Origin of the sequence: Spirosoma sp. SC4-14 (assembly GCF_037201965.1) — a bacterium.
Classification (GTDB): Bacteria; Bacteroidota; Bacteroidia; order Cytophagales; family Spirosomataceae; genus Spirosoma.
Map to the genome: position 1 here is coordinate 5398462 of NZ_CP147518.1, position 22869 is coordinate 5421330.

A 22869-nucleotide genomic window follows, 5' to 3' on the forward strand; every position below is an offset into this window, starting at 1 on the left:
CCCTCCTATGAAATCACCTCTACTTTCCCTGTTTGGGCTGCTGGCCATTAGCGTTGTCACATATGGTCAGGAATGGCAACCGGTTACTACGCAGAATTCCTGTGAGAAACGCCATGAAAATGCAGCCGCACTGGTCGGCGATAGCCTCTATGCCCTTGGCGGACGAGGTATAAAACCAGTGGAAGCCCTAAACCTAAAAACACTTATGTGGAAACGGCTTCCTGCTCCACCTCTGGAAATGAATCATTTTCAGGCCATCAACTACAATGGAGAAATCTATGTGATGGGGGCATTTGAAGGAAAATACCCTCACGAAACCCCGATTCCGAATATTTACATCTACAATCCGAAAAAAGGCGAATGGCGAAAAGGGCCCGAAATTCCGAAAGAACGGCTTCGCGGTTCAGCGGGCGTAGTTGTCTATAAAAACAAAATCTATATGGCCTGCGGCATTATGGATGGCCATTGGGATGGCCATGTTGCCTGGCTCGACGAATACGACCCCAAAACAAACACCTGGAAACAACTGGCCGATGCCCCCCGCACCCGCGACCATATTTCGGCCGCTGTTGTTGGCGATAAACTCTATCTGGCCGGTGGCCGAAATTCAACCGCCCGGATCAATAAAGTGCTGGAAACGACCATTCCAGAGGTCGATGTGTACGATTTCAAAACCGGGCAGTGGCAAACACTTCCATCCAGTTCAAATATTCCGACCCAGCGCGCTGGTGGAACGGCCGTTACGCAGGGCGGCAAAGTCTGGATTATTGGTGGCGAAAGCCCGCAATTGCTTGCTCATAGCGAAGCCGAAGCCCTCGACCCCAAAACCAATCGCTGGATGTCGGGCCCTAAACTGAAAGAAGGGCGACACGGCACACAGGCCGTTGTTTATAACGGAAAAATCTACATCGTAGCCGGTTCGGCTAACCACGGTGGAGGGCCCGAACTGAACACGGTTGAAGTAATGAAATAACCGTTTAAGAGTGTAACCCTCGGAGCCGCAATATGGCTCTGAGGGTTTTATTTAGGTCGTAATGCAAACGCTCCTGTTGCCAGATCGAACGTATACTGGCGTGGTATACCCGTGGCTAGTTCTACTTTTTCAATATCGGCCGGACTGATTGATTCCAGTTTCATCAGCAAAGCCCGCAGACTATTGCCATGGGCTACAACCAGCACATTTTTATTTGCCTGCAAACAAGGCAGAATAGCCGATTCAAAATAAGGAATCACCCGATGGTAGGTGTCGGCCAGGCTTTCGCCATTGGGTGGTCGGTTATCGTAACTACGTCGCCACTGAAACACCTGTTCAGCACCAAATCGTCCCTCGGCTTCATGCTTGTTCATTCCCTGTAAATCGCCATACATACGCTCGTTGAGAGCCGCACTGCGCTCAATAGATAACCCTTCCTGGCCAATTTCATGCAAAATAATGTTCATCGTTTCGATGGCCCGTTGCAGCACCGACGTAAAGCCAACGTCGAAATGCTCGTCTTTTAGTAGCACACCCGCTTCGCGGGCTTCGTGACGCCCCAGCTCCGTTAAGGGCGTATCTACATTTCCGGTGAATCGGTTTTCGAGATTCCACTGCGATTGTCCGTGTCGGACGATGACCAAAAGTGACATAAGGTGGGTGACTGGTTTTATCTGATAGACAAGCAGAAAGCCGAAAGTGTTCGCGGTTTAGAGTATTACTAAATTATTAAGCCGTTTTTTTTGAAACTGCAACCTGCTTTACCGTGTTGTTCAATTGAGCTAATCTCAATGTCGATTCTTTGTTTAAACCGGCATTTTATTCCTCACATACCAACCAATTATTATGAGCAAAATTGCTTTGTTTGGTTTCGGTCGTATTGGCCGTACAGCTCTCCGAATCGCCCTGCGCGATAATTTGTTTACTCCTGTCGCTATTGCCGATATTAAAGATGAATCGACGCTGGCGGCCCTTTTTGCCGTAGATACCAACTACGGCCGTTGGCACGAGCCTGTCAGCGGCACCGAAGGTCACCTGAAAATTGGGGATCGCGATATTCCGTATTACAATTCGGCTAAAGAAATTCCTGACTGGGGCGCTATGGGCGTCGATCTGGTTATTGATTGCACTGGCCGGGCAACCGTTCGGTCGGTGGCGCAGGCTCACATAGACCGGGGTGCCAAGCGAGTACTGATCAGCGCGGCCAGCAAAACCCTCGACGACTGCGATGCGGTGCTGCTAAAAGGCATCAACCTCGACACGTTCGACCCAGAGAAACACAAAATTATTAGCATGGCCAGTTGTACGACCAATGCACTGGCGGCTGTGGTGAAAGTGATCAAAGAAAACTTCGGAATTAAATCCGGCCTGTTCTCTACCGTACACGCCTATACCAATACGCAGTCGTTGACCGACCAGCCCATGAAAGACCGGCGCGACTCCTGGGCTGCCGCCGAAAACGTGATTCCATCGTCGTCGGGAGCGGCAAAAGCGCTCAAGTTTATCTGGCCTGACCTGAAAATTACGGGAAAAGCATATCGGGTACCGGTGCGTACGGGTAGTATTGCCGAACTGAACCTGCTGACCGAAAAAGATTGCTCGGTAGAAGAAGTGAACGAAGCCTTCCGGAAAGCCGCTGCCGAAGGCCCGTTAAATGGGGTGATGGACGTGCTGGAAGGCGAATGGGCATCGAACCGGATTGTTGCCGATCCGCACTCGTCGATTGTTGACCTCCCGTTGACTGCTAAACAGGGCGACCTGCTTTCGGTTGCCGCCTGGTACGACAACGAATGGGGCTATGCTACCCGTTTGGCCGAAGTGGCTGCGCACCTTGCATCGAAATAAGGCTGATTGCCACAAGATGTAGTATTTAAACGCAAAAGGTTTTCAGAACCTTTTGCGTTTCTAGTTAAATGTTAAGTCTACAACAATAGCCCGATGATCGGAACCCGGCTGATAGAGCGTTCGAAATAGCTGGGGCTTAAAGCCTGCATTCACGAATGCATGATCGATTGGAATCATCATCGGCGGAAAAAAACGCGGCCAGGTTGGCTGCGTTTTTTTTGTACGGGCAGCCACTAACGCGCCTTTTTCTGCTGTGGAGTTTTCAGCCTGGAAAATCGTTTTGTAAATCGGCGAAAACGGACTGATGTTGAAATCACCGATCAAAACTGTCGGCCGTGAGCCAGTGCGTGTTTCGTGGGCTGCCCGCGTCAGTTGGGTATTTCGCTCACGGAACCAACTCGGAATAACCGGTGTATGCGGATGAACGGTCACTAATGCCATCTTTTTGCCACGAATCTGGGTAGTTAGCGAAATAATATGCTGTTGCAACGCCAGTGCTTTCTCAACCCGAAAACGGGTTCGGCTACCTACCAGCGTCCAGACCTGCTGTTTGGAACGGCAGGCAAACCAGTATGGGTATTCTGTGCGTAACTGGCTGGTCACGAACCGGATAGGATCAGGAGTCATTTCCTGCAACACATAGAGATCGGGGTTTTGCCGGGTCACCATAGCAACCGTAGTGCGATATTCTTCCCGCGAATACAACACATTGGCATGGAGAACGCGCACATCGCCTTGTGGCGCCGGTATAGGATCGCTATAATCGCCCGGTGTCCAGGTCGTATGGCTTACATAAGCCGTAATAAGGAGCAACCCAATTGGCACAAAACCCGTTAATGGCTCCACAGCGTTACGAAAGCTGCGCCTGTAGATTAGCCAGAATGCAAGAAAGCCGTAGGAAAGCCACTCATATTGAATGGCAAAGTGGCTGAATAACTCAAAGAAATAGAGTTGCCCCAGCAATTTCCCAACTAGCGCACAGCCAGCCAGGCTAATCGAAAGAATCGTTAGCCAGCGATTAATGGTCTGAGCATTAAGTAATATTCGTGATGATCGGGAGCGTATGTTGCGGGAGGGAGTGGAAACTGTCACAGTGTTTACCGATTGTTGAATTAATCGTTAGTACAATTACTACAGAAAGGTCTTTAGTGCGAGTAAATCGTTCCGTTCTTCGTTAATTAATAGAGAGCAAAAGATTTTCACAAAAAAACCCCTACGTTTCCGCAGAGGCTTCAATCTATAAAGAAACGAGAACTTAACCAACACTACCTTCCAGACTGATTGCCAGCAGTTTCTGTGCTTCTACGGCAAACTCCATCGGTAGTTGATTCAGTACTTCCTTAGCATATCCGTTAATGATCAGAGCTACGGCCTGCTCGGTTGGAATACCGCGCTGGTTGCAATAGAACAGTTGATCTTCACCAATTTTCGAGGTGGTTGCTTCGTGCTCGACCGTTGCCGAGGGGTTGCTTACTTCCAGATAGGGAAATGTGTGCGCCCCACATTTATCGCCCAGCAACAGCGAGTCGCACTGCGAATAGTTACGGGCGTTTTCGGCGCGTTTCATAACCTGCACCAGACCGCGATAGGAATTTTGGCTCTTGCCCGCCGAAATACCTTTCGATACAATCCGGCTTTTTGTGTTCTTCCCGATATGGATCATTTTAGTCCCCGTATCGGCCTGTTGCATATTGTTGGTAACGGCTACCGAATAGAACTCACCAATTGAGTTATCGCCTTTCAGAATCACCGACGGATATTTCCAGGTAATCGATGAGCCCGTTTCGACCTGTGTCCAGGAGATTTTCGAGTTCCGGCCCTCGCAGATACCGCGCTTGGTCACGAAGTTATAAATCCCCCCTTTCCCGTCCTTATCGCCCGGATACCAGTTCTGCACGGTCGAATATTTGATTTCGGCATCGGCATGGGCAATCAGTTCAACCACGGCGGCATGAAGCTGGTTTTCGTCGCGCATGGGTGCGGTGCAACCTTCCAGATAGCTCACATAGGAGCCTTCGTCGGCAATGATCAGCGTCCGCTCGAACTGCCCCGTACCGGCGGCATTGATCCGGAAATAAGTCGACAATTCCATTGGGCAGCGAACACCTTTCGGGATGTAGCAGAACGAGCCATCGGTAAACACGGCCGCGTTGAGCGCTGCAAAGTAATTGTCTTTGGCTGGCACAACCGAACCCAGGTATTTTTTCACCAGGTCGGGATGTTCATGAACGGCTTCCGTAATCGAGCAGAAAATAATACCCCGTTCGGCCAGATCTTTCTTGAAGGTAGTGGCTACCGAAACCGAATCCATTACGGCATCAACAGCAACCCGTGGCAACTCGCCGGTTGGCCCGTCGACAACGCCAGCGAGTCGTTTTTGCTCACTTAATGAAATACCAAGCCGGTTGAAAGTATCGAGCAGTTCAGGATCAATTTCGTCGAGCGAATTGACCGTTTTCTTCTGCTTGGGTGCCGAATAATATTTTATGGCCTGGTAGTCAATTTTTGGGTAGTTCACATTAGCCCAATGGGGTTCGGTCATTTCCTGCCATAAACGAAATGCTTTCAACCGGCTTTCCAGTAGCCAGTCTGGTTCATTTTTCTTGGCAGAAATGAACCGAATAATATCATCATCAAGACCAGGAGGGGCCTCATCGGCCTCAATCAGCGTCTCGAATCCGTATTTATATTCGGCGTTGGTTATGCTTTCTAAAATGTCAGCGTCCTTGCTCATAGTTTCGGTTAATCACGAAGTTTTGAACTGTCGTGGTATTTTTTTAACAAAAGGCCGGGTGGGTATGTTCCTGGCAGGTTGGACAAATATCGGAAACTTTCCGTTATTTCGGGCATTGTCTCTAGCTATTCTCTCTGATATGGATGCTCCTAAACGATCTGTCAACATTGAATTGTTGCTTGGTATTTCGGCTACTTTTTTGAGTCTGGCGGCTCTGGTCGTCTCAATTTTTCAAACCAGAATCGATCGTGAACAACAGTATGCATCAGTATGGCCCTATATACAGACAATGGGCGCTAATTTCGATCAGGAGCTGCACTTCGGATTCGAAAATAAAGGGGTTGGACCAGCTATAATTAAAAGCTTCGAACTGATCTACAGAGGCAGAACATACAAGCGGCCCAAACCGCTTTTCCTTGAGTATATTGGCAAAAATACGCGTGGAGGGAAAGGGTTTACTGATGTAACCCCTGGGGATGTTTTTAAATCTGGCGAAAACACAGATGTACTATTTGTCAGCAAAAACGACACAGTTATTAGCCAAGTCGCGTCTATGCTGGCCGATAGTTCGTTTCATTTACGCATCCGCTATGCTGACGTATATGGTAACTGCTGGGAGCTGGATCAAAATAAAGTTACGGCCATCGGCAAATGCAATTAAAAAGCCGACCAGTAAGCTACGGAGCATTAACGGTCGGCCTGTTCGTTGAGTAAATCAGAAATTAGTTGATAGTCACCTTGATCTGACTATAGTAGAGTGTCGTTAATCCTTCAAAACCAGAGTCTGTTCCAACCAGTAACCACAGTTCGCCTTTGTCGTTACTACGAGCCGTAAACGGTTTTTCGGCATTCGATCGCGTAATGAGTTTATAGGTTTCGGGCTGGTCGTCGCCAATCCCTACGTTTCCGAGCAGAATAGCGTCTTTGCCATCGTTATTCTGGGTGCCTTTGTCGATGTTGAGCGAATAAAACTCATTCTGCTTTTCTTTCATGGGTTCAACACCCGTAGCGCCTGCTTTTACCCAGACACTACCACCCGGCGAACCGCCAATACCCATCGAATTGGTTGAGTATTTCGAGGCCAGTTCAATATCGAATACCAGCGAATAGTCTTTGTTAGGCTGGAGGCCGGTCACTTTTTTCTTCAGAAACATAAACGCGTCATCGCTGCGGTTCATGCTTTCGAGCATCAGCGATTGGCGGGTTGTGTCGAGCGGAGCAGGCAAACCGGTTCGGGCCGATTTAAACCGCATACTGGTGTCCTGCGCAACGCCATAATCCGAAATGTCGGCTATCCAGCCATCCTGGCCCTGCTGAAAATTAGATTGATACGGTAGTCCTGGTTGTGATGAAATGTCATTGTCTTTGCAAGCGGATAAAGTCAATAAACTGCCCGTAAGAACGGTCATTACCATTAACGTTGATTTCATTATGAACTCGATTTGTTTCCCATACTGATTCGGCCGGTAGCACAAGCGTTGGAAAATAAATCGAAAAAAAATCAACGATGCCTACTGCGGCTACTGCTATCGAGTCCGCGCAACGCCATATAAAACGCTATGACATAGATCATTTGGTTGGCAGCTCCGCCCCAGTCTTCTTTCAGGGTTGTGCCAAATAATAACAGAGCGATAATGGCACCACCCAATGCATACCCCCAACGGATAAATTGACCACCGAGCAGAATCATAAGGCCACAGGTAAGCTCTAGAAAGGGGAGCGTATACAGAAAGGCATTGGTCAGGATAGTTGGCAGAATGGTAGTGGAAAATCCCGCTCCGGTTTTTGAGACAAACGTTGTCAGTTTAGGAATCCGGACAAGCCCATGCATGAGCATATTGATACCCAGCCCGATACGAATGACCAACTGGGCCAATTGATTGTTAGACATACTGTTGAAATAGAATGAGCAATGAACTCAGTACTGAACCCTGGTCAATTGTTATTGGGAAAGGCAAATTGACTACACCAACAACAATTAATCAAAGCAGGCCATGAGAACAGTAGAAACATAATGATGACTTCCGACAAAGATAATAGCCAGCGTTCGTTACTTATTGCTCATTCTTCTTCCTCGTCAGCATTACCCTCTTCAACGGTTTCCTCCGCCAGCAGGTCGTCATTTATCCCAACAGAGTCGATGCCATCGACCTCTGCTTTTTCGGGCTCTGGCCCCTGCATTCTGGCCGGGTTCATGTAATTGGCCTGGGGTATGCCTGCATTGGCTTCTTCGCTCTGTGCCAGTAGCTGCACGACACCCTGATTGTCGTCGTCGGCCGGGTTATAATTTTTATTGTCGTCTGAGTTCATGGTCGTGCGTTAGCTTATACTCCACCCGATCGTGTAACGTGTCCGCCCAGCGCATAGTTATCATCCTGATGATGATCGTGTTCGCCGGTAGGATCGCCGTCTTCATCCACAGGCTCGTCATAGAGTTCTTCGTTCTCGACAACTTCTTCCTCGTCATCACCGTCTTCAATAGCCGCCCCGCTCTGATTGCGAACGTTATTGGGATCGACACGGCCAATACGCGAGCCAATCAGCTCTATATCATCGTACATTGGGTTCATTACCATAGTCATAGTTGTTGGGTTTTGACTTATGAAACATAAACCCATAGCCTATGGGAAAGGTTAAACTTATTCCGTTATTTGCTTTCCAGAATACGGGTCAACAAGCATCAGGCATTGATCATTTGCCTTTGTTAAGAGACGAAATTCCAATGACTTTTGACCAATTAACCAATACTACCGATGAAGTCTACGTTTGCTCTGCTTTGTGTTTTATTTTCTGTTGCGGTATACGGCCAGGCCAGCCGGGAGCCGTTGTTCACCTCGTTCGATGGCACCAAAATTCATTACGACATTATTGGTGAGGGCAAACCGGTTGTATTGCTGCATGGCTTTATCAGTACCAGCGAAAGCTGGAAACGCTCGGCTACCCGGCAGGCACTGGCCGATGCGGGCTTCAAAGTAATCACACTCGATCTGCGCGGTAATGGACTCTCCGACAAACCTCACTCGGCCGAAGCCTACCGCGACAATGCCGAATTGAAAGATGTGATGGCACTAATGAAGCTTTTGAATCTGAAGCATTACGATGTGGTTGGCTATTCGCGCGGGGCGATTCTGACGGCAAAATTGCTAACGATGGACAACCAGATTGATCGGGCCGTAATGGGCGGCATCAGTGTCGATTTCTCAGACCCGAACTGGATTCGGCGTAAGAATTTTCATGAAGCACTGATCAAACCAGGTAGTCATCCCGAATTGCAGGGCGCTATCGACTATGCCAAAAAGTCGGGAGCCGACACCGTCGTGCTGGCTCGTTTGCAGGAGTTCCAGCCTGTTACGACCCGTGCGGAACTAGCCCATATCAACATACCCGTACTTGTTGTCAATGGCGACAAAGACATGGACAATGGCGACCCTAAGACATTGGTCGATGCCATTCCAGGCTCTCGGCTGGTTATTGTTCCGGGCGATCACGGCGGAGCCATGCGCACACCGGAGTTCGCCCAGGCCGTAGTAGCGTTTTTGAAGCAGTAGCGAATTGTCTAGCCTTAATATGTGCATAACATAGAGTCAGCGATTTGCTTTTACCTTTACTTTACCTAACCTCATTGGTATGCGCTTCCTCTCTGCAACTCTTCTACTCATCTGCTTTCGCCTGACGGTTCTGGCACAAACACAGCAAACAGCCTCACGGCTCACGCTGCCCAATGGCTGGAGCCTCACCCCTATTGGCCGCTCGTTGCCACTGGGCGATTTACCGCTCAATCTGGCGGTTTCGCCAAATGGTAAACGACTGGCCGTTACAAATAATGGACAAAGCACGCAGTCCATACAACTGATCGACCTGTCGGCCGAAAAGGTGCTGAATGAAGTGGAGATTGCCAAATCGTGGGTGGGTTTACGTTTTACCCCCGATGGCAAAAAATTACTGGCTTCGGGTGGCAATGATAACCGTATTCTAATCTACGATGTTTCGGGCGATCGGCTCGTAAAATCCGATTCGATTGTACTGGGCAAACCCTGGCCTAACCGAATTTCGGTTGCAGGAATTGAAACCGACAAAAGCGGTGCTACTGTTTATGCCGTAACAAAAGACGATAGTAGCCTGTATGTCTGCGACCTGGCAACAAAGCAGGTTCAACACCGGGTCAAGCTACCTGCCGAAGCCTATACCTGCCTTCGCTCACCCGCCACAGGCGACTTGTTTATTACGGTTTGGGGGGGCGACAAAGTCCTGATCTACGATCCGAAGCAGCAAGCAATAACGGGTGAAATCAACACAGGGAGCCGCCCAAACGATCTGATATTTTCGCGTAATGGCAAGCTGTTGTTTGTGGCCAATGCTAACGAAAACTCGGTATCGGTCATTGACGTAAAAACCCGCAAAGTACTGGAAACGGTCACTACGGCACTTTACCCCGACGCTCCGGCTGGCAGTACCCCTAATGGTCTGGCCCTGTCCAGCGATCAAAAATCGTTGCTCGTGGCTAATGCCGACAATAACTGTCTGGCCGTTTTCGATGTATCGAAACCAGGCCTTAGCCGGTCATTGGGGTTCATTCCGACCGGCTGGTATCCAACGGCCGTGAAAGTTGTTGGCAAAAAAGTAGTGGTAGCCAATGGCAAAGGTTTTTCATCGAAAGCCAATCCGAAAGGACCCAGCCCCTACAAACGGCGCGAGAGTGACACCGAATACATTGGCGGGCTTTTCAAAGGCACCTTATCGCTATTCGACCTGCCCAAAGCAACGGAATTGAACAGTTTGTCGAAGTTGGTTTATCAGAATACACCGTATACGAAAGACAAGGAAAAACTGGCCGTTGGTGAGCCGAATAACCCAATTCCCAAACGGGTAGGCGAAAAATCGCCACAGATCAAGTATGTATTCTACATCATTAAAGAAAACCGCACCTACGATCAGGTGTTTGGCGATATGGCAGGCGGCAACGGCGATACGTCACTCTGCCTGTTTCCCGAAAAAGTAACGCCCAATCAACATGCACTGGCCCGTGAGTTTGTGCTGCTCGACAACTTCTATGTCGATGCCGAAGTTAGTGCCGATGGGCATAACTGGTCGACGGCGGCCTATGCCAACGATTACGTAGAAAAAACCTGGCCAACCAGCTACGGTGGTCGCGGTGGCACGTACGATTATGAAGGAAGCCGCCCAATTGCTTTTCCCAAAAAAGGATTCATCTGGGATTATTGCCAGCGAGCAGGCATTCGATACCGCAGTTACGGCGAATTTGAAGCCTATTCGAGACGCAAGGGCTCGGCACTCGACGGTCGGTTCGCGACTAACTACCCTGATTATGATTTGAAGATCAAAGACATCGACCGGGTAGAAATCTGGAAAAAAGATATCGACTCACTGATTGCTGCTAATGCTGTACCCAACTTTAGCAGCATCCGGCTGGGCAACAACCATACCAGCGGTGCCCGAATTGGCGCGCCAACACCAGCCGCTCACGTAGCCGACAACGATCTGGCGCTGGGTCGGCTGGTAGAGCACCTGTCGAAAAGCCCGATCTGGAAAGAATCGGCGGTGTTCGTGCTGGAAGACGATGCACAAAATGGCGCCGACCATGTTGATGCGCATCGGTCGCCCGCCCTCGTTATCAGCCCCTACACCAAACGCAAGCATGTTGAACACACCATGTATTCAACTTCGGGTATGCTGCGGACAATGGAGTTGATTCTGGGTTTACCCCCCATGAGCCAGTACGACGCGGCCGCTACACCTATGTTTGCCTGTTTTACCAGCACGCCAACGCTCACACCCTACATTCACAAACCAGCCAACGTTGATCTGGAAGCCAAAAATACGGCCATGAACGAATCGGCTCGGCAATCGGAAAAACTCGATCTGCGCTATGCCGATAAAATTGACGATCGGCTATTCAACGAAATTATCTGGAAAGCCGTCAAAGGTGAACAATCGGTTATGCCCGCTCCCAAACGGGGTGCTTTTTTGCAGGTTGCCGAAGCCGATGATGACGATGACGATAAGTAAATGACTGCTTTAGCAATACGCTTACTGCAACAAAAAAGCCTGACCGAAACTTTCGGCCAGGCTTTTTACTGTTGTTTCCAGCAATTACTTCTGGAATGATCCAAACACATAATCCCAGATAGGTGTCGAAACACCGTAGTTGCTCTCTGGGTTTTTATAATGGTGTACACTGTGATTAACCCACAGATGTTTGAAGAAATTCTTTGGTGGAGCGTAGGCGTGCACAATAAAATGTACAGCCAGATAGCCCGAATAGCCTACCAGAAAACCAGGAAAAAAGGCATAGGCTGCTTCGCCCATAATCAGGAAAAAGAAGCTAAAAAAAGCAGCAGCTACGAAAACGGCTAGAGCTGGTGGCATAGCCAGTCGAGTCTTATCTTTAGGGTATTCGTGGTGAACGCCGTGGAATGTATACTGAATTTTGGCTCGCCGGGGGGTCGAAGGTGCTAAATGATACAGGTAACGGTGCAACACATACTCAAACAGGGTAAATACAAATAAACCAGTAACAAACAAGGCTCCAATAGTACCAGCACCCATGTCGGTATAAGTAAATGCATACCAGCCCAGGAAAACCGAAAGGACTAACCACATTGAAATCGGCACCATAATATGCGTACGCGAAAGTGCTTCCAGTAGTGGATTATCAAATAGTTTTTTGGTACCGCTGTTTTTGGGTCGGGTTTTTCCATGACCGGCCATTGTTTGTAACCTCTCAGTAGTTGGTTCCATAGAGTTGATACGTTAACAATAAAGTAATAGTGCAAAATTACAACGAAAAATGAGACCGTCAGTACAGATAGTAAACTGATTTTACTATCTTAATTATGTTTTACTAACCTCCAACTGGTCGGAAAGTTTCTCCTGCATGGCCATCATATTTCCTTTTGGTAGTTTAGGCTTGATAATTAATCGCAGGGAATTACTGTAAGTCAGGTAATTAAACATCCAGTTTAGAAAAATTGCCAATCGGTTTTTTACGCCGACAATTGCCATCAGGTGTACAAACAACCACGTAAGCCAGGCAAAAAATCCCTGAAATTTTAAAAATGGCAAATCCACAACGGCCAATCCACGACCCACGGTTGCCATTGTTCCCAGATCGCGATAAGTAAATTCCTGCATGGATTCCCCCCGAACCAGATGCCTAAGGTTTTTGGCCAGATGCTTCCCCTGCTGAATGGCAGGCTGCGCTATTTGCGGATGTCCATTCGGCCATTTTTCTTCGGCCATCAGTGCCACATCGCCAATGGCGAAGATGTCGGTAAATCCCTGTACCTGACTATAGCGATTGACCAGCACGCGCCCTCCCCGGCCAAGCACCTCGGCGGGTAACCCTGCCAGTGGATTGGCCTTCACACCAGCCGCCCAGATCAGGTTGTTGGTGCGGAGCGTTGAGCCATCATTCATGGTAACGATACGGCCGTCGAAATCTTTTACCCGCGTATTGAGCCGAACATTAACACCGAGTTCTTTCAGATAAGCCAGCGAATGCTCCTGCGACTGTACCGACATAGGCCCCAACACTTCTCCACCCGACTCGATGAGGTAAATATCCATCATCTTAAAGTCGAGTTCCGGATAGTCTTTCGGCAGCACCGTACGGCGCATTTCGGCCAGCGTTCCGCATAATTCTACACCGGTTGGCCCACCACCAACAACAACAACATCCATCAGCCCTTCTTTTTCGTCTTCGGTTTCGACACTTAGCGCATCTTCGAAGTTTTGTAGCATCCGGTTACGCAGGGCAATTGCTTCGGCTACCGACTTCATCGGGAGCGCTTTTTCAATAATATTCTGCTGATTGAAAAAATTAGTGTCGGCACCGGTAGCCATTACGAGGTAATCGTAGGTAATCGGCCCTAGTTCGGTATCGACCGTTTTATCGGCCGGGCGTACGCCTGTTACGCTGGTTACCCGAATATGGACATTTTTACAATTTCCAAACACCGCCCGCAGCGGAAACAAAATGGAGTTGGCTTCGAGCCCGGCCGTGGCAACCTGGTAGTAGAGTGGCTGAAACTCATGGTAATTTTGCTTGTTGATGAGCACTACCTGAAATTCTTTTTTCCGGGATAGTATTCGAGCCAGTTTCAGGCCACCAAACCCTGCACCAACAATTACTACGCGTGTCCGATCTGTTTGGGGTATGTTTGGATTCATATTCTCAATTTCTCATTGAATAACGATTGGCTGGTTCGTCATTGGGCATTCGTCATTTGAACTTAGTTTTTTGAACACTCATGGTGCGTTCCAATGACAAACCTCCAATGACCAATGACTAGTATTACACATCGTTCATAACGCCTTGCAATACGCGCTCATAATAAGCTTCGTAGAGTGGCAAGATACGCGATAACTCGAATTCTTTAGCTCTTGCCAGCGCGTTTTCCTTAAACTGAGGCAAATGCTCGTCGTCTAATACATACAACGCATTTTTAACCATATCGTCTACATCGCCTACCGGACTCAGAAAACCCGTTACTCCCTGTATATTCAGTTCGGGTAAGCCACCAACATTTGACGTTATCAACGGAACCTCACAGGCCATTGCCTCCAGCGCGGCCAGTCCAAAGCTTTCGTTTTCGGATGGCATAATGAACAAATCGGCTACCGACAGTACTTCTTCCACGGCATCGAGTTTGCCCAGGAACCGCACCTGATCGTAGATACCCAGATCGCGCACAAGTCGCTCAATACGAGCCCGTTCGGGCCCATCGCCTACGAGCAGCAACTTGGCGGGAATTTTCTCCTGAACATGGTAAAAGACCATAACGGCATCGTCGATTCGTTTCACCCGACGGAAGTTTGACGTATGCACGATTAGTTTCTCGCCATTGGGGCAAATCGCCTTCTTGAAATGCTCTTTCTGCTGCCGCTGGAAACGGGTCAGATCGATGAAATTAGGAATAACTTCTATATCGCGATGGATATTAAAATGAGCGTAGGTGTCCTGCCGCAGGTTTTCAGAAACAGCCGTAACCCCATCCGACTCGTTGATACTGAACGTAACCACCGGTTCATACGAAGCATCTTTCCCGACAAGTGTAATATCGGTACCGTGCAGAGTGGTTACAACGGGCACAATTTTCCCCTGCGAACGCAGAATCATTTTGGCCATATACGCTGCCGATGCGTGCGGAATGGCATAATGCACATGCAAAAGATCGACGTTTTCGTTGGTTACCACATTGACCATTTCGCTGGCCAGCGCCGACTCATAGGGGGCATACTGAAAGAGAGGGTACGATGGAATATTTACTTCGTGGTAAAAAACGTTTTCATTAAAAAAGTCTAGCCTGGGTGGTTGCTGATATGTGATAAAGTGGATCTGGTGGCCATTTTTTGCCAGCGCTTTACCGAGTTCGGTGGCGACAACGCCACTGCCCCCAAAGGTTGGGTAGCATACAATACCGATTTTCATGAAATAAATCCCCTATAGGCAGGGAACGGTTTGTTCGAACAACACCAAACATACTCGAAAAGAATCCCGAACAAATACAATTTGGTAATTTGATAATAAAGATAGTAAGCATACCGGGCTGGTGAGGTAGCGAAGTAGTTTTAATAACTGCTCCCCTTTACCCACTAAGTAGGTAAGCATCCGATTCGCGTACATAGTAGTCTAAAACCGCTATTTTTGTAAAAAAACAGCCATGTCTACGCGCCAGCCTATACCTTTTTCGGCATTTGCTCTCGGCTTTCTCAGACTGATTCGCATCCAGAACCTGCTGATTGTGGTCATGACGCAGTTTCTGGCGCGTATTGTGCTGGTTGGCCCACGCGAAGCCTGGCCTCAACTACTCACCGATCCAACCATATGGCTACTTTCGCTATCAACGGTTTGCATTGCCGCAGCGGGCTATATCATCAACGATTACTTTGATATCAAGATCGATCTGATCAACAAACCCGAACGCGTTGTTATTGGTCGTTACCTCAAACGCCGGGTTGCCATTGGCACTCATCAGCTATTAAATGTAATCGGCTGCCTGATCGGACTTTATCTGAGTAAATGGGTGTTTCTTACCGATGTTGTTTCGGTGTCTTTATTGTGGCTTTATTCGGCTCAGCTTAAGCGCCAGCCGTTTATTGGCAACATTGTCGTATCGCTCCTTACGGCCCTTTCGCTGATTGTGCTGGCCGTTTATTACCGGCAAAATGCCAATATGCTGCTGATTTATGCCTTGTTTTCGTTCGGCATTTCGCTCGTTCGTGAGATTATTAAGGATATGCAGGACGTTCGGGGCGATGCGCGGTTTGGTTGCCGCACCTTGCCCATCGTGTGGGGGCTTCGCCGGACTAAATACCTACTTTATGTGCTGATCGGATCGTTCATTTTCTGCATGTTTCTCATTGCCGATTCGCTTAGCAATCTGCGGCTTGGTCTGATTTTCCTTGTTCTTCTAATTCCAATGATCTGGCTTACCTACCGCCTGGTCGTTGCTGACACCCGTCGCGATTTTGGCTATCTGAGCAACCTCTGTAAGCTCATTATGCTATTGGGCGTTGTCAGCATGGTATGGGCGTGAGAATGAATGATAAATAGGAAAATGGAAATTCATCATTTATAATTCATCATTCTTACCGTTCGCTCAACGGAACGTTTGGGGTTCGGTAGTCTATCCTACATTTGTTTCAGGAACCAATTCATTTTGTTCGTATGAAATCATTTGTGGTTACCCTATTTCTCATTGCTTTATCGCTAACAAATAGCCGGGCACAGGACTGCCTTGGGTTTACACTCAAAACGGGTACGAGCTTCGAGTTGAGTATGTTCAACGCCAAAGACAAGCCAACCGGCAAAATTATGTATCAGGTTAAAGATGTTCATAAAGAGGGCGGAGCCACGGTTATGGATCTTGAAGCGCAGTTTCAGGACGAGAAAGGGAATCAGCGAACTCCCTACGCTATCCACTACACCTGTACGGGCGACGAACTGATTGCCGATTTGTCGGGTATGGCGCAGAGTATGCAAAGCAACATGAAAAACATGGAGATGAAGCTGAAAACCAACCAGCTTGCCTATCCGGGCAAATTGAGTGTTGGCCAAAAACTGTCGGATGGCCAAATGGAAGCTGATCTCACTTCTGATGGTACTACCATGATGACCATGAAGATGGCCATGACCAACCGGCAGGTCGAAGGCCAGCAGTCGGTTACAACACCTGCCGGAACCTTCGATACTTATAAGGTAACGTCCGATATGAACTTCGAAAACCGGGCCATGGGCATCCCCATTCGGAGTTCCATGCACGTTGTCAGCTATCGTACAAACGACCAGATTTTCGACATCAAATCCGAAACCTACAACAAAAACGGCAAGCTGATGGGCTATACCCTGCTGAGCAAAGCGAATTAGTCAATTGTCGTTAGTTATTTGTCAATTGTCTTCTGTCATTAGGAAATGACCAACAGCAATTGACAAATAACAAATGACCGATTTTTTTCCACCGTACTTGTTCAGCGAACGACAAAAGTTTAGCTTTGCGCAACTTTGTTGCAAAAAAGCTGGTTAAGCAAACATACGATTAGCCGACGCATCGTCTGTTGCATTTGCTTATGAAAACTGATTTTTTCTCCCGTAAAGCAGATTATATCGGAATCACCGGTTCGGTGCTGTGCATTATTCACTGCATGATTACGCCTATTTTGTTAATGTCCTCGGCTCTGCTTCAGGAAGACCACCTACGCTTCGGTTACCTGAGCCTCGACTATGTTTTTATTGGCGTCAATATTGTGGCCGTGTATTTTGCCACGCGTCATTATGCACTGCCGGTTATTAAAAAAGCACTTTGGGGATTTTTAGCACTCTTTGCCGTTGCCATTCTGCTCGAAGATGTCAATCCAGTCTTTGAATATATCAGCTATCTGGCCTCTGCCGGACTGGTCACAACGCACCTCTTCAACATTCGTCAGCACCGGCTGCAGCACGCTCATTAATAACCGGGACTAGTTTGCGCTTAACGCTCTATTGGTCAGAAACGTATCGTCGGTTAGTGTTTTCAGAAAACTGATAAGCTGGCTTTTTTCGGTGTCGGTCAGCGCAATACCGAGTTGACCGTTGGCTTTTAGTAGCGGATCGAGCGTAGGGCTATCGTTTACGCCTGTTCGGTAATGCTCCAGCACCTGATCGAGCGTATTGAAACGTCCATCGTGCATATACGGAAATGTTTTCTCGACATTGCGGAGGCTGGGCACTTTGAATTTCAGCCGATCGGCTTCATTTAGTGTAATCTTATACCGTCCCTGATCGTCGATGGCACTCACCGAAAGGCCATTGTTCCGATAGCTGTAATCGGTAAACAAATCCGTAGCGTGGCAGGTCGAACATTTCTGTTTGAACAGATTCAAACCCGCCAGTTCATCCGGCGTCAATACACCACCTGCTTCCTTCCGAACGTATTTATCATAGCGCGAATCGGCCGACACGAGCGTTAGCACAAACTGCGAAATGGCTTTCAGAAAACGTGACGTCGTAACGCTATCGGAACCAAAAGCCGCCTTAAACATACCCGGATATTTGGGGCTCTGTTGCACCCGTGTCAGCACATCGGCAAACTTCATATCCATTTCGACCGGGTTCGTCAATGGCGCAATAAACAGCGTGTTCAGATCCGTAATGCCGCCATCCCAGAAAAACTCCTGTCCCCAGGCCGCATTCTGAATACTCGGTACATTCCGGGTGCCGAACTTACTGTCGATCCCATGACTCAATGCATGATCAGAGTGCGCAAAACCAGCAAATTGCTGATGGCAGAATCCGCAGCTAATGGTACTGTCGCGCGAAAGTTGTGGATCATAAAACAACGTTTTACCGAGCAAAACACCCTGAACGGTTAACGGATTCTGGCTCAGATCATAAGCAGGAGCAGGAAAATTAGACGGTTGCCGAAACGACACGGGTGTGGGTTTGAAGACAACGCCCCCCGTATCGGTATCGGTCGTGTCGGGCGTAGGCTCATCGACACCACTTTTTGTCTGACAGGACACCGCCAGCCCGAACAAAACCAGGCTAATCAATAATCCGATATGGTTGATGTGTCGAATAACCCGTTTCATCACAGACTGGTTTGGCCCCCGTAGCTGAACATCGATGCGTAGTTGTTGGCAATGTTTGTCGAATAGGTATCAAACATCACCGACGGATACTGGCTGATACTCAGTTTAGTAGAGCCATTGAACACCTTAAGCACATCCGTTTTTAGCCGAACCTGTGGTTTCAGATCAGAATCGACCTTCACAACATCGCCATTGAATGTTAGCGTCACCGTGCGCAGGTTATTGATTGTTTTCTTTCCGTTATAGCCCCCGCCAAACCCGCCAATGTGATAGAAAAACGCATTATTCTGAGCGGCTGGAGCCGACGGCGAGGTTCCTTCGAGTTTCATAAAAATATAGCCCGAATTCCATTCCCAATACATACCATCGTTAAGCGCGGGATCGAGCACACCCGTTCGCAGACTAATGTCGGCCAGACTACGGGTACTATCGACCCCGATCAAAAACGTCATTCCAGTATAGTTTCCCGATGGTATACTCGTCAGCGTCATCGTTTGGGACTCTGGTTTCTCGGCTTCGACCAAAAAATAGCTACTTTCCTGCGGAAGCGTATATACCGAGCCATCGTCTTTTTGCAGTTGAATGTTGCTGATAAAGTAGTTGAACTTCGTAACCGTAAACGACTCTCCTACCGCATTCTGGTAGGTATTGGTATTGAGGTTCATAGCCTGACTGCCAGCAACATTGGTAAACGCCAGCGATAACGAACCATACGAATCAGGCGCAACATATGGGTTCGTTTCGTTACAGGCAACAACGGCCCAGCCCATTATGAGTGCTGAGAACAGACTGAAGAATAGATACTTTTTCATGACCTGTACTATAATTTTCATTAAGAGACTGGAGCACTACTAACACAAGCCTAAAAGGTTTTGAAAGAGCCTTCCGGAGACTATCTAAGATTACCCCAACCCTCTTTAAGACAGTGCTGTTAAGCCTTTTTTACTATAATCCCGACACACCTTCGGCGTTGAAAAATAGCACTTAACAGCCCTACCCTAAAGAGGGCCATTATCGGACTCAGAATAGCCCCCTAAAGGGGGTTGGGGGTAATTCTAAAACCTTTCCGGTTTGTTTACAAGTACGCTGCATCACCGAAACCCGTTGCGTCCGAACACAATAATCACGCCTATGATCACACTGCTTATCAAGAGCAGAAATAGCCAGATAAGGGCATTGGCCGCACTGAAGGGTTTCTGAAAAAATTCGTTTACCAGTCCAGCAATCGTGCCAATACACACGCCAATCATACTGACGAAAATAAACTGAACAATGGGTGGCAATCGGCGAAGCATAAGCAAATCAGGACTATTTCTGTAACGTAAAAAAAAGCTTCCTATTTCGAAAAATCAGGAATCCTGATTCAGAATAACAACCTTACTTCTCCGACTCCTTTCGTAGTTTTTCGATGTCGGCAATCAGTTTCACGGTTCCTTCTTTGGTGGTACCGTCATACATACCCCGCACGTGCCGGTCCTTATCGATCAGCACGAAGGCACCGCTATGGATATAGCCTCCCTGCACGGTTGAGTCGGCTTTGGCCGTAACCAGATAATGCTCCTGGCCAATATCATAGATCTTCTCCTTGTCGCCAGTCACAAACTGCCACATCGGATTCGTTACGCCTAACTCCGTCGCGTATTCTTTTAGCACAGCGGGCGTATCATGCTCCGGGTCGATGGTGTGCGACAGAATCCGTACATCGGGGCTGTCTTTATAGGCCCGATACACATCCAGCATATTCCGTTTCATGACCGGGCAAATGGTCGGGCAGGTCACGAAGAAGAAATCGGCCACATAAATTTTCCCGGCAAAATCCTGCTGCGTTATGGGCTTACCATCCTGGTTGGTAAACTGAAAATCCGGAATGGTCGGATATTCGACCACACTGACTTTCTTACCATCAACGATTTTTTCCACGGTTTCGGGTTCGCCCAGATACGGCAGTTTTTCGGCTGGGCCGCTACAACCGCCGAGGGCAACCAGTACCGTTACCCAAAGTGCATATTGGAAGTTTTTCATAACAGAACAATTTACTGGACATAGCTTGCGGCATCGGCAAGGCTCTTTTTCGTCAACTCATTGACCTTATCAATTTTTGCTTTCTCAGCCTTTAGGTATTCCATTGCTTTCTGCTGATCGAGCTTTTTAAGTGTGTCTACACTATAGCCATGCATCCAGTCCATCATCCCTTTTTCGGCTGCATTCAGGTTATTGGCAATAGACTCACCCTGCTCATGGTCGGTTTGCAGCGCAGCATCTTTTTTCCCACTTTTCATCAGGCTATCCGTAACCGCCAGCTTTTTTCTAACTGCTTTTTTAAGCCGCATAATATCGTCCATGTGAGCCATTGTGCTATCGTGCGAGGCCATAACCCCTGCTTCGAGTTCAGATACAGGATCAGCACTCGTGGTCGATTCGGCAGACGATTCGTTGCTGGAGTTGGAGCATGAACCCAACAAACACACGGCAAAAGCGGCAACAACTAAGGTTTTCATCATGTAGTGGTTAAATGCGTTTGTGCGGAAACAGGCTGCTCCCGCACAAACAGGTGGTTTATTTTATTTTCAGAAACAGGACAAGACCGAACAGGCTCACAACCAGTACGCCCAGTGCGGCCAGCATCGTTATACTATCCCGAACATCTTTTCCGGCAAAATCAATTCCGCTGTACTTATGTAAAAATGCAAACGATAGCCCTTCCCGGCGGTCGCTGTCGACAATACGGGCGGCCAGGCGGCTGGTCGACGGTTCAACATAGTACGTCAGATGATCGGGTGTATCGAGGGCCAGCTTCACAACCGGAAGCCGCTTGTTAATGAAGCCATACTCACGGTCAAATTTTTCCAGAAAACTAATCGAAAGCAAATCGGGCAGCTCGCCAGCAGCCACCTGCTGTTCTTCGTCCATTCGCTCACAACAGGCCGGTCCTTTTCCCGACTGTTCGGCTGCCCAGAAACTCATCACCAGATCTTTGGCGTGGGCCATAACGCCATCAGGCAAGACCGACGCCGTTTGCACGTCGTAATAGGCAATGGTCGGTTTCGATTCTTTCGTTTTCCCAGATGGCTTATCCGACGTTTCGGCATTATCGACCTGCTTGCTTTTCCAGCTATCGTTGGCTTTTTTGGTGAAAACCTGATAATACAACCGGTCATCGACCGTTGCCAGCGATACATTGGTTACGGTAGCCCAGTCGACCGGTAAGCTCAAGATACTGGCCTGCAATTTTGCGGAGGTCATAACTGGTTGTCGGACATACTTAATCCGCTCGTCGGGAGTAAGTTTCCGCGTTACGTGATAAGCGCCACTGAAAGCAAATGTCAGCGTAACCAGCGATACGGCAATGCCAATTTGCCGGTGGTATTTCCGTAGAAAGCCAATGCGATCGCTGGCGTTTCGCGGTTTTCTGAAACGCTTCCACATAAACCCGTAAATCACCAGCCCGCTCACCATCGACAGAATAATTATACTCAGGCAAAGTACCATGATACTGACGCGCAGGGTATTGTTCGTAATCGCTTCGAGCCAGTCCCAGTTGTGGAAGTTGTTAAACACCCACAAAAACGCTTTCCGGCTCCGCTCGTTGTAATTGGCCAGTCGGCTTTGTTCGGTTTCAACGTACACATCCATCTGGTCGGGCCGATCGAACGACACTTTCCAGACCGGAAGCAACCGATTCACATACCGATATTCGGCCGAAAAGGTCGTTACGGGCTCAATATGAACTGGCGTTTTAGCATCATCGACAAAATACCTCGCCAGGGCCTCCGCATATTGCTGGTCGCCACCGGGTAGTGCCCGCCCTGTCGATGCACTGTAGTAGCGGAGCTGGTTATCCGCACCTTTTATCTGATAATAGGTCTGACCGGCCAGTTCGACCAATCGAAACGTCCGCAATACCGACACCTTATTCTGGGTCAGCACATCGGTTATCGACAGCGTCAACTGCGAGTGGTTCAGCACCTCCGGCTTTACAAATTCATGCGCAATGGCTGGTTTGAACCAGTGCGACATAAATGGATGCGACAAACCACTAAGGGTCCAGAAAATAACCGGCACCACCGTCAGTATGCCGATGATGCGGTGCCAGCGGTACATATTCCGCTGAATGAGCTTTTTCAAACCAGCAGAGGCAGTCCCCATAGCTTTTGGCTCGGCGTCGGCAAGCGACTGAATGCGAAGCGCTTTAGGATTTGTTTCCATGTATGGCAAAAAGTGTCATATA

The 22869-nt window shown here is 48.4% G+C and carries 24 protein-coding genes; 8 read left to right on the plus strand and 16 right to left on the minus strand.

The genetic code is table 11. The annotated features are described in order from the left end of the window. The first annotated feature begins 7 nt into the window (after window positions 1-7). Window positions 8-973: a kelch repeat-containing protein gene (locus WBJ53_RS22030; protein WP_338870162.1), complete on the plus strand. Its 966-nt coding sequence runs from the start codon at window positions 8-10 to the stop codon at window positions 971-973. A gap of 47 nt (window positions 974-1020) precedes the next feature. On the opposite strand, the gene WBJ53_RS22035 is transcribed toward WBJ53_RS22030, so the two are convergent. Further along, window positions 1021-1626, minus strand: a complete 606-nt coding sequence (locus tag WBJ53_RS22035) for a 2,3-diphosphoglycerate-dependent phosphoglycerate mutase (protein WP_338870164.1) — start codon at window positions 1624-1626, stop codon at window positions 1021-1023. Between the two features lie 193 nt (window positions 1627-1819). On the opposite strand from WBJ53_RS22035, the gene WBJ53_RS22040 reads away from it, so the two are divergent. Continuing rightward, window positions 1820-2818, plus strand: a complete 999-nt coding sequence (locus WBJ53_RS22040; RefSeq protein ID WP_338870166.1) for a glyceraldehyde 3-phosphate dehydrogenase NAD-binding domain-containing protein — start codon at window positions 1820-1822, stop codon at window positions 2816-2818. 60 nt (window positions 2819-2878) lie between these two features. On the opposite strand, the gene WBJ53_RS22045 is transcribed toward WBJ53_RS22040, so the two are convergent. Together WBJ53_RS22045 and sufB are read right to left on the minus strand one after the other, a co-directional pair. Further along, complete coding sequence (locus WBJ53_RS22045; RefSeq protein ID WP_338870168.1) at window positions 2879-3910, minus strand: endonuclease/exonuclease/phosphatase family protein; 1032 nt, start codon at window positions 3908-3910, stop codon at window positions 2879-2881. Window positions 3911-4073: 163 nt separating this feature from the next. Then, window positions 4074-5552 (minus strand): Fe-S cluster assembly protein SufB, encoded by a 1479-nt coding sequence (gene sufB / locus WBJ53_RS22050; RefSeq protein WP_338870170.1) that lies wholly within the window; start codon window positions 5550-5552, stop codon window positions 4074-4076. Between the two features lie 139 nt (window positions 5553-5691). Here sufB and WBJ53_RS22055 point away from each other — a divergent pair, with 139 nt between their 5' ends. Further along, complete coding sequence (locus WBJ53_RS22055) at window positions 5692-6213, plus strand: hypothetical protein (RefSeq protein WP_338870172.1); 522 nt, start codon at window positions 5692-5694, stop codon at window positions 6211-6213. A 61-nt stretch (window positions 6214-6274) separates the two neighbouring features. On the opposite strand, the gene WBJ53_RS22060 is transcribed toward WBJ53_RS22055, so the two are convergent. From WBJ53_RS22060 to WBJ53_RS22075, 4 genes are all read right to left on the minus strand, one after another. Beyond that, on the minus strand, window positions 6275-6982 hold the full coding sequence (locus WBJ53_RS22060) for a hypothetical protein (RefSeq protein ID WP_338870174.1): 708 nt from the start codon (window positions 6980-6982) through the stop codon (window positions 6275-6277). A gap of 71 nt (window positions 6983-7053) precedes the next feature. Then, window positions 7054-7443 carry a DoxX family protein gene (locus WBJ53_RS22065; protein ID WP_338870176.1) on the minus strand — a complete coding sequence of 130 codons (390 nt, stop codon included), beginning with the start codon at window positions 7441-7443 and terminating at the stop codon, window positions 7054-7056. Window positions 7444-7613: 170 nt separating this feature from the next. Further along, complete coding sequence (locus WBJ53_RS22070; protein ID WP_338870178.1) at window positions 7614-7862, minus strand: hypothetical protein; 249 nt, start codon at window positions 7860-7862, stop codon at window positions 7614-7616. A 14-nt stretch (window positions 7863-7876) separates the two neighbouring features. Continuing rightward, window positions 7877-8134: a hypothetical protein gene (locus tag WBJ53_RS22075; RefSeq protein WP_338870180.1), complete on the minus strand. Its 258-nt coding sequence runs from the start codon at window positions 8132-8134 to the stop codon at window positions 7877-7879. Between the two features lie 171 nt (window positions 8135-8305). On the opposite strand from WBJ53_RS22075, the gene WBJ53_RS22080 reads away from it, so the two are divergent. Both WBJ53_RS22080 and WBJ53_RS22085 read left to right on the plus strand, forming a co-directional pair. Continuing rightward, entirely contained in the window at window positions 8306-9100 is a 795-nt protein-coding gene (locus WBJ53_RS22080; protein ID WP_338870182.1) for an alpha/beta hydrolase, read from the plus strand. 79 nt (window positions 9101-9179) lie between these two features. Next, complete coding sequence (locus WBJ53_RS22085) at window positions 9180-11579, plus strand: bifunctional YncE family protein/alkaline phosphatase family protein (RefSeq protein ID WP_338870184.1); 2400 nt, start codon at window positions 9180-9182, stop codon at window positions 11577-11579. Between the two features lie 84 nt (window positions 11580-11663). Here WBJ53_RS22085 and WBJ53_RS22090 read toward each other — a convergent pair whose 3' ends face one another. From WBJ53_RS22090 to bshA, 3 genes are all read right to left on the minus strand, one after another. Then, a complete protein-coding gene (locus WBJ53_RS22090; RefSeq protein ID WP_338870186.1) occupies window positions 11664-12311 on the minus strand; it encodes a sterol desaturase family protein in 648 nt (215 codons plus the stop codon). Between the two features lie 93 nt (window positions 12312-12404). Further along, window positions 12405-13742: an NAD(P)/FAD-dependent oxidoreductase gene (locus WBJ53_RS22095; protein WP_338870188.1), complete on the minus strand. Its 1338-nt coding sequence runs from the start codon at window positions 13740-13742 to the stop codon at window positions 12405-12407. 124 nt (window positions 13743-13866) lie between these two features. After that, the gene (gene bshA, locus WBJ53_RS22100; RefSeq protein WP_338870190.1) at window positions 13867-15003 is read right to left on the minus strand and encodes an N-acetyl-alpha-D-glucosaminyl L-malate synthase BshA; all 1137 of its coding nucleotides are present in this window, start codon (window positions 15001-15003) and stop codon (window positions 13867-13869) included. A gap of 232 nt (window positions 15004-15235) precedes the next feature. Between bshA and WBJ53_RS22105 the strand changes: the two genes are divergently transcribed. The 3 genes from WBJ53_RS22105 to WBJ53_RS22115 all read left to right on the plus strand — a co-directional run bounded on the left by WBJ53_RS22105 (window position 15236) and on the right by WBJ53_RS22115 (window position 17522). Beyond that, a complete protein-coding gene (locus WBJ53_RS22105) occupies window positions 15236-16111 on the plus strand; it encodes a geranylgeranylglycerol-phosphate geranylgeranyltransferase (protein WP_338870192.1) in 876 nt (291 codons plus the stop codon). A gap of 131 nt (window positions 16112-16242) precedes the next feature. Next, the gene (locus WBJ53_RS22110) at window positions 16243-16941 is read left to right on the plus strand and encodes a hypothetical protein (protein ID WP_338870194.1); all 699 of its coding nucleotides are present in this window, start codon (window positions 16243-16245) and stop codon (window positions 16939-16941) included. 200 nt (window positions 16942-17141) lie between these two features. After that, window positions 17142-17522 (plus strand): MerC domain-containing protein, encoded by a 381-nt coding sequence (locus WBJ53_RS22115; RefSeq protein ID WP_338870196.1) that lies wholly within the window; start codon window positions 17142-17144, stop codon window positions 17520-17522. Between the two features lie 9 nt (window positions 17523-17531). Here WBJ53_RS22115 and WBJ53_RS22120 read toward each other — a convergent pair whose 3' ends face one another. The 6 genes from WBJ53_RS22120 to WBJ53_RS22145 all read right to left on the minus strand — a co-directional run bounded on the left by WBJ53_RS22120 (window position 17532) and on the right by WBJ53_RS22145 (window position 22847). After that, complete coding sequence (locus tag WBJ53_RS22120; RefSeq protein ID WP_338870198.1) at window positions 17532-18641, minus strand: cytochrome c peroxidase; 1110 nt, start codon at window positions 18639-18641, stop codon at window positions 17532-17534. Further along, window positions 18641-19453: an MbnP family protein gene (locus tag WBJ53_RS22125; protein WP_338870200.1), complete on the minus strand. Its 813-nt coding sequence runs from the start codon at window positions 19451-19453 to the stop codon at window positions 18641-18643. The genes WBJ53_RS22120 and WBJ53_RS22125 overlap by 1 nt, the downstream gene beginning before the upstream one ends. A 279-nt stretch (window positions 19454-19732) precedes the next feature. Next, complete coding sequence (locus WBJ53_RS22130; protein WP_338870202.1) at window positions 19733-19936, minus strand: hypothetical protein; 204 nt, start codon at window positions 19934-19936, stop codon at window positions 19733-19735. 82 nt (window positions 19937-20018) lie between these two features. Continuing rightward, complete coding sequence (locus WBJ53_RS22135) at window positions 20019-20663, minus strand: SCO family protein (RefSeq protein WP_338870204.1); 645 nt, start codon at window positions 20661-20663, stop codon at window positions 20019-20021. 11 nt (window positions 20664-20674) lie between these two features. Then, entirely contained in the window at window positions 20675-21142 is a 468-nt protein-coding gene (locus tag WBJ53_RS22140) for a hypothetical protein (protein ID WP_338870206.1), read from the minus strand. A gap of 55 nt (window positions 21143-21197) precedes the next feature. Then, the gene (locus WBJ53_RS22145) at window positions 21198-22847 is read right to left on the minus strand and encodes a PepSY-associated TM helix domain-containing protein (protein WP_338870208.1); all 1650 of its coding nucleotides are present in this window, start codon (window positions 22845-22847) and stop codon (window positions 21198-21200) included. Between the last annotated feature and the right edge of the window lie 22 nt (window positions 22848-22869).

Coding starts and splice junctions, on each gene's coding strand:
- WBJ53_RS22030 (WP_338870162.1), top strand. CDS start 8: ATGAAATCACCTCTACTTTCCCTGTTTGGGCTGCTGGCCATTAGCGTT.
- WBJ53_RS22035 (WP_338870164.1), bottom strand. CDS start 1,626: ATGTCACTTTTGGTCATCGTCCGACACGGACAATCGCAGTGGAATCTC.
- WBJ53_RS22040 (WP_338870166.1), top strand. CDS start 1,820: ATGAGCAAAATTGCTTTGTTTGGTTTCGGTCGTATTGGCCGTACAGCT.
- sufB (WP_338870170.1), bottom strand. CDS start 5,552: ATGAGCAAGGACGCTGACATTTTAGAAAGCATAACCAACGCCGAATAT.
- WBJ53_RS22055 (WP_338870172.1), top strand. CDS start 5,692: ATGGATGCTCCTAAACGATCTGTCAACATTGAATTGTTGCTTGGTATT.
- WBJ53_RS22060 (WP_338870174.1), bottom strand. CDS start 6,982: ATGAAATCAACGTTAATGGTAATGACCGTTCTTACGGGCAGTTTATTG.
- WBJ53_RS22065 (WP_338870176.1), bottom strand. CDS start 7,443: ATGTCTAACAATCAATTGGCCCAGTTGGTCATTCGTATCGGGCTGGGT.
- WBJ53_RS22070 (WP_338870178.1), bottom strand. CDS start 7,862: ATGAACTCAGACGACAATAAAAATTATAACCCGGCCGACGACGACAAT.
- WBJ53_RS22075 (WP_338870180.1), bottom strand. CDS start 8,134: ATGACTATGGTAATGAACCCAATGTACGATGATATAGAGCTGATTGGC.
- WBJ53_RS22080 (WP_338870182.1), top strand. CDS start 8,306: ATGAAGTCTACGTTTGCTCTGCTTTGTGTTTTATTTTCTGTTGCGGTA.
- WBJ53_RS22085 (WP_338870184.1), top strand. CDS start 9,180: ATGCGCTTCCTCTCTGCAACTCTTCTACTCATCTGCTTTCGCCTGACG.
- WBJ53_RS22090 (WP_338870186.1), bottom strand. CDS start 12,311: ATGGAACCAACTACTGAGAGGTTACAAACAATGGCCGGTCATGGAAAA.
- WBJ53_RS22095 (WP_338870188.1), bottom strand. CDS start 13,742: ATGAATCCAAACATACCCCAAACAGATCGGACACGCGTAGTAATTGTT.
- bshA (WP_338870190.1), bottom strand. CDS start 15,003: ATGAAAATCGGTATTGTATGCTACCCAACCTTTGGGGGCAGTGGCGTT.
- WBJ53_RS22105 (WP_338870192.1), top strand. CDS start 15,236: ATGTCTACGCGCCAGCCTATACCTTTTTCGGCATTTGCTCTCGGCTTT.
- WBJ53_RS22110 (WP_338870194.1), top strand. CDS start 16,243: ATGAAATCATTTGTGGTTACCCTATTTCTCATTGCTTTATCGCTAACA.
- WBJ53_RS22115 (WP_338870196.1), top strand. CDS start 17,142: ATGAAAACTGATTTTTTCTCCCGTAAAGCAGATTATATCGGAATCACC.
- WBJ53_RS22120 (WP_338870198.1), bottom strand. CDS start 18,641: ATGAAACGGGTTATTCGACACATCAACCATATCGGATTATTGATTAGC.
- WBJ53_RS22125 (WP_338870200.1), bottom strand. CDS start 19,453: ATGAAAAAGTATCTATTCTTCAGTCTGTTCTCAGCACTCATAATGGGC.
- WBJ53_RS22130 (WP_338870202.1), bottom strand. CDS start 19,936: ATGCTTCGCCGATTGCCACCCATTGTTCAGTTTATTTTCGTCAGTATG.
- WBJ53_RS22135 (WP_338870204.1), bottom strand. CDS start 20,663: ATGAAAAACTTCCAATATGCACTTTGGGTAACGGTACTGGTTGCCCTC.
- WBJ53_RS22140 (WP_338870206.1), bottom strand. CDS start 21,142: ATGATGAAAACCTTAGTTGTTGCCGCTTTTGCCGTGTGTTTGTTGGGT.
- WBJ53_RS22145 (WP_338870208.1), bottom strand. CDS start 22,847: ATGGAAACAAATCCTAAAGCGCTTCGCATTCAGTCGCTTGCCGACGCC.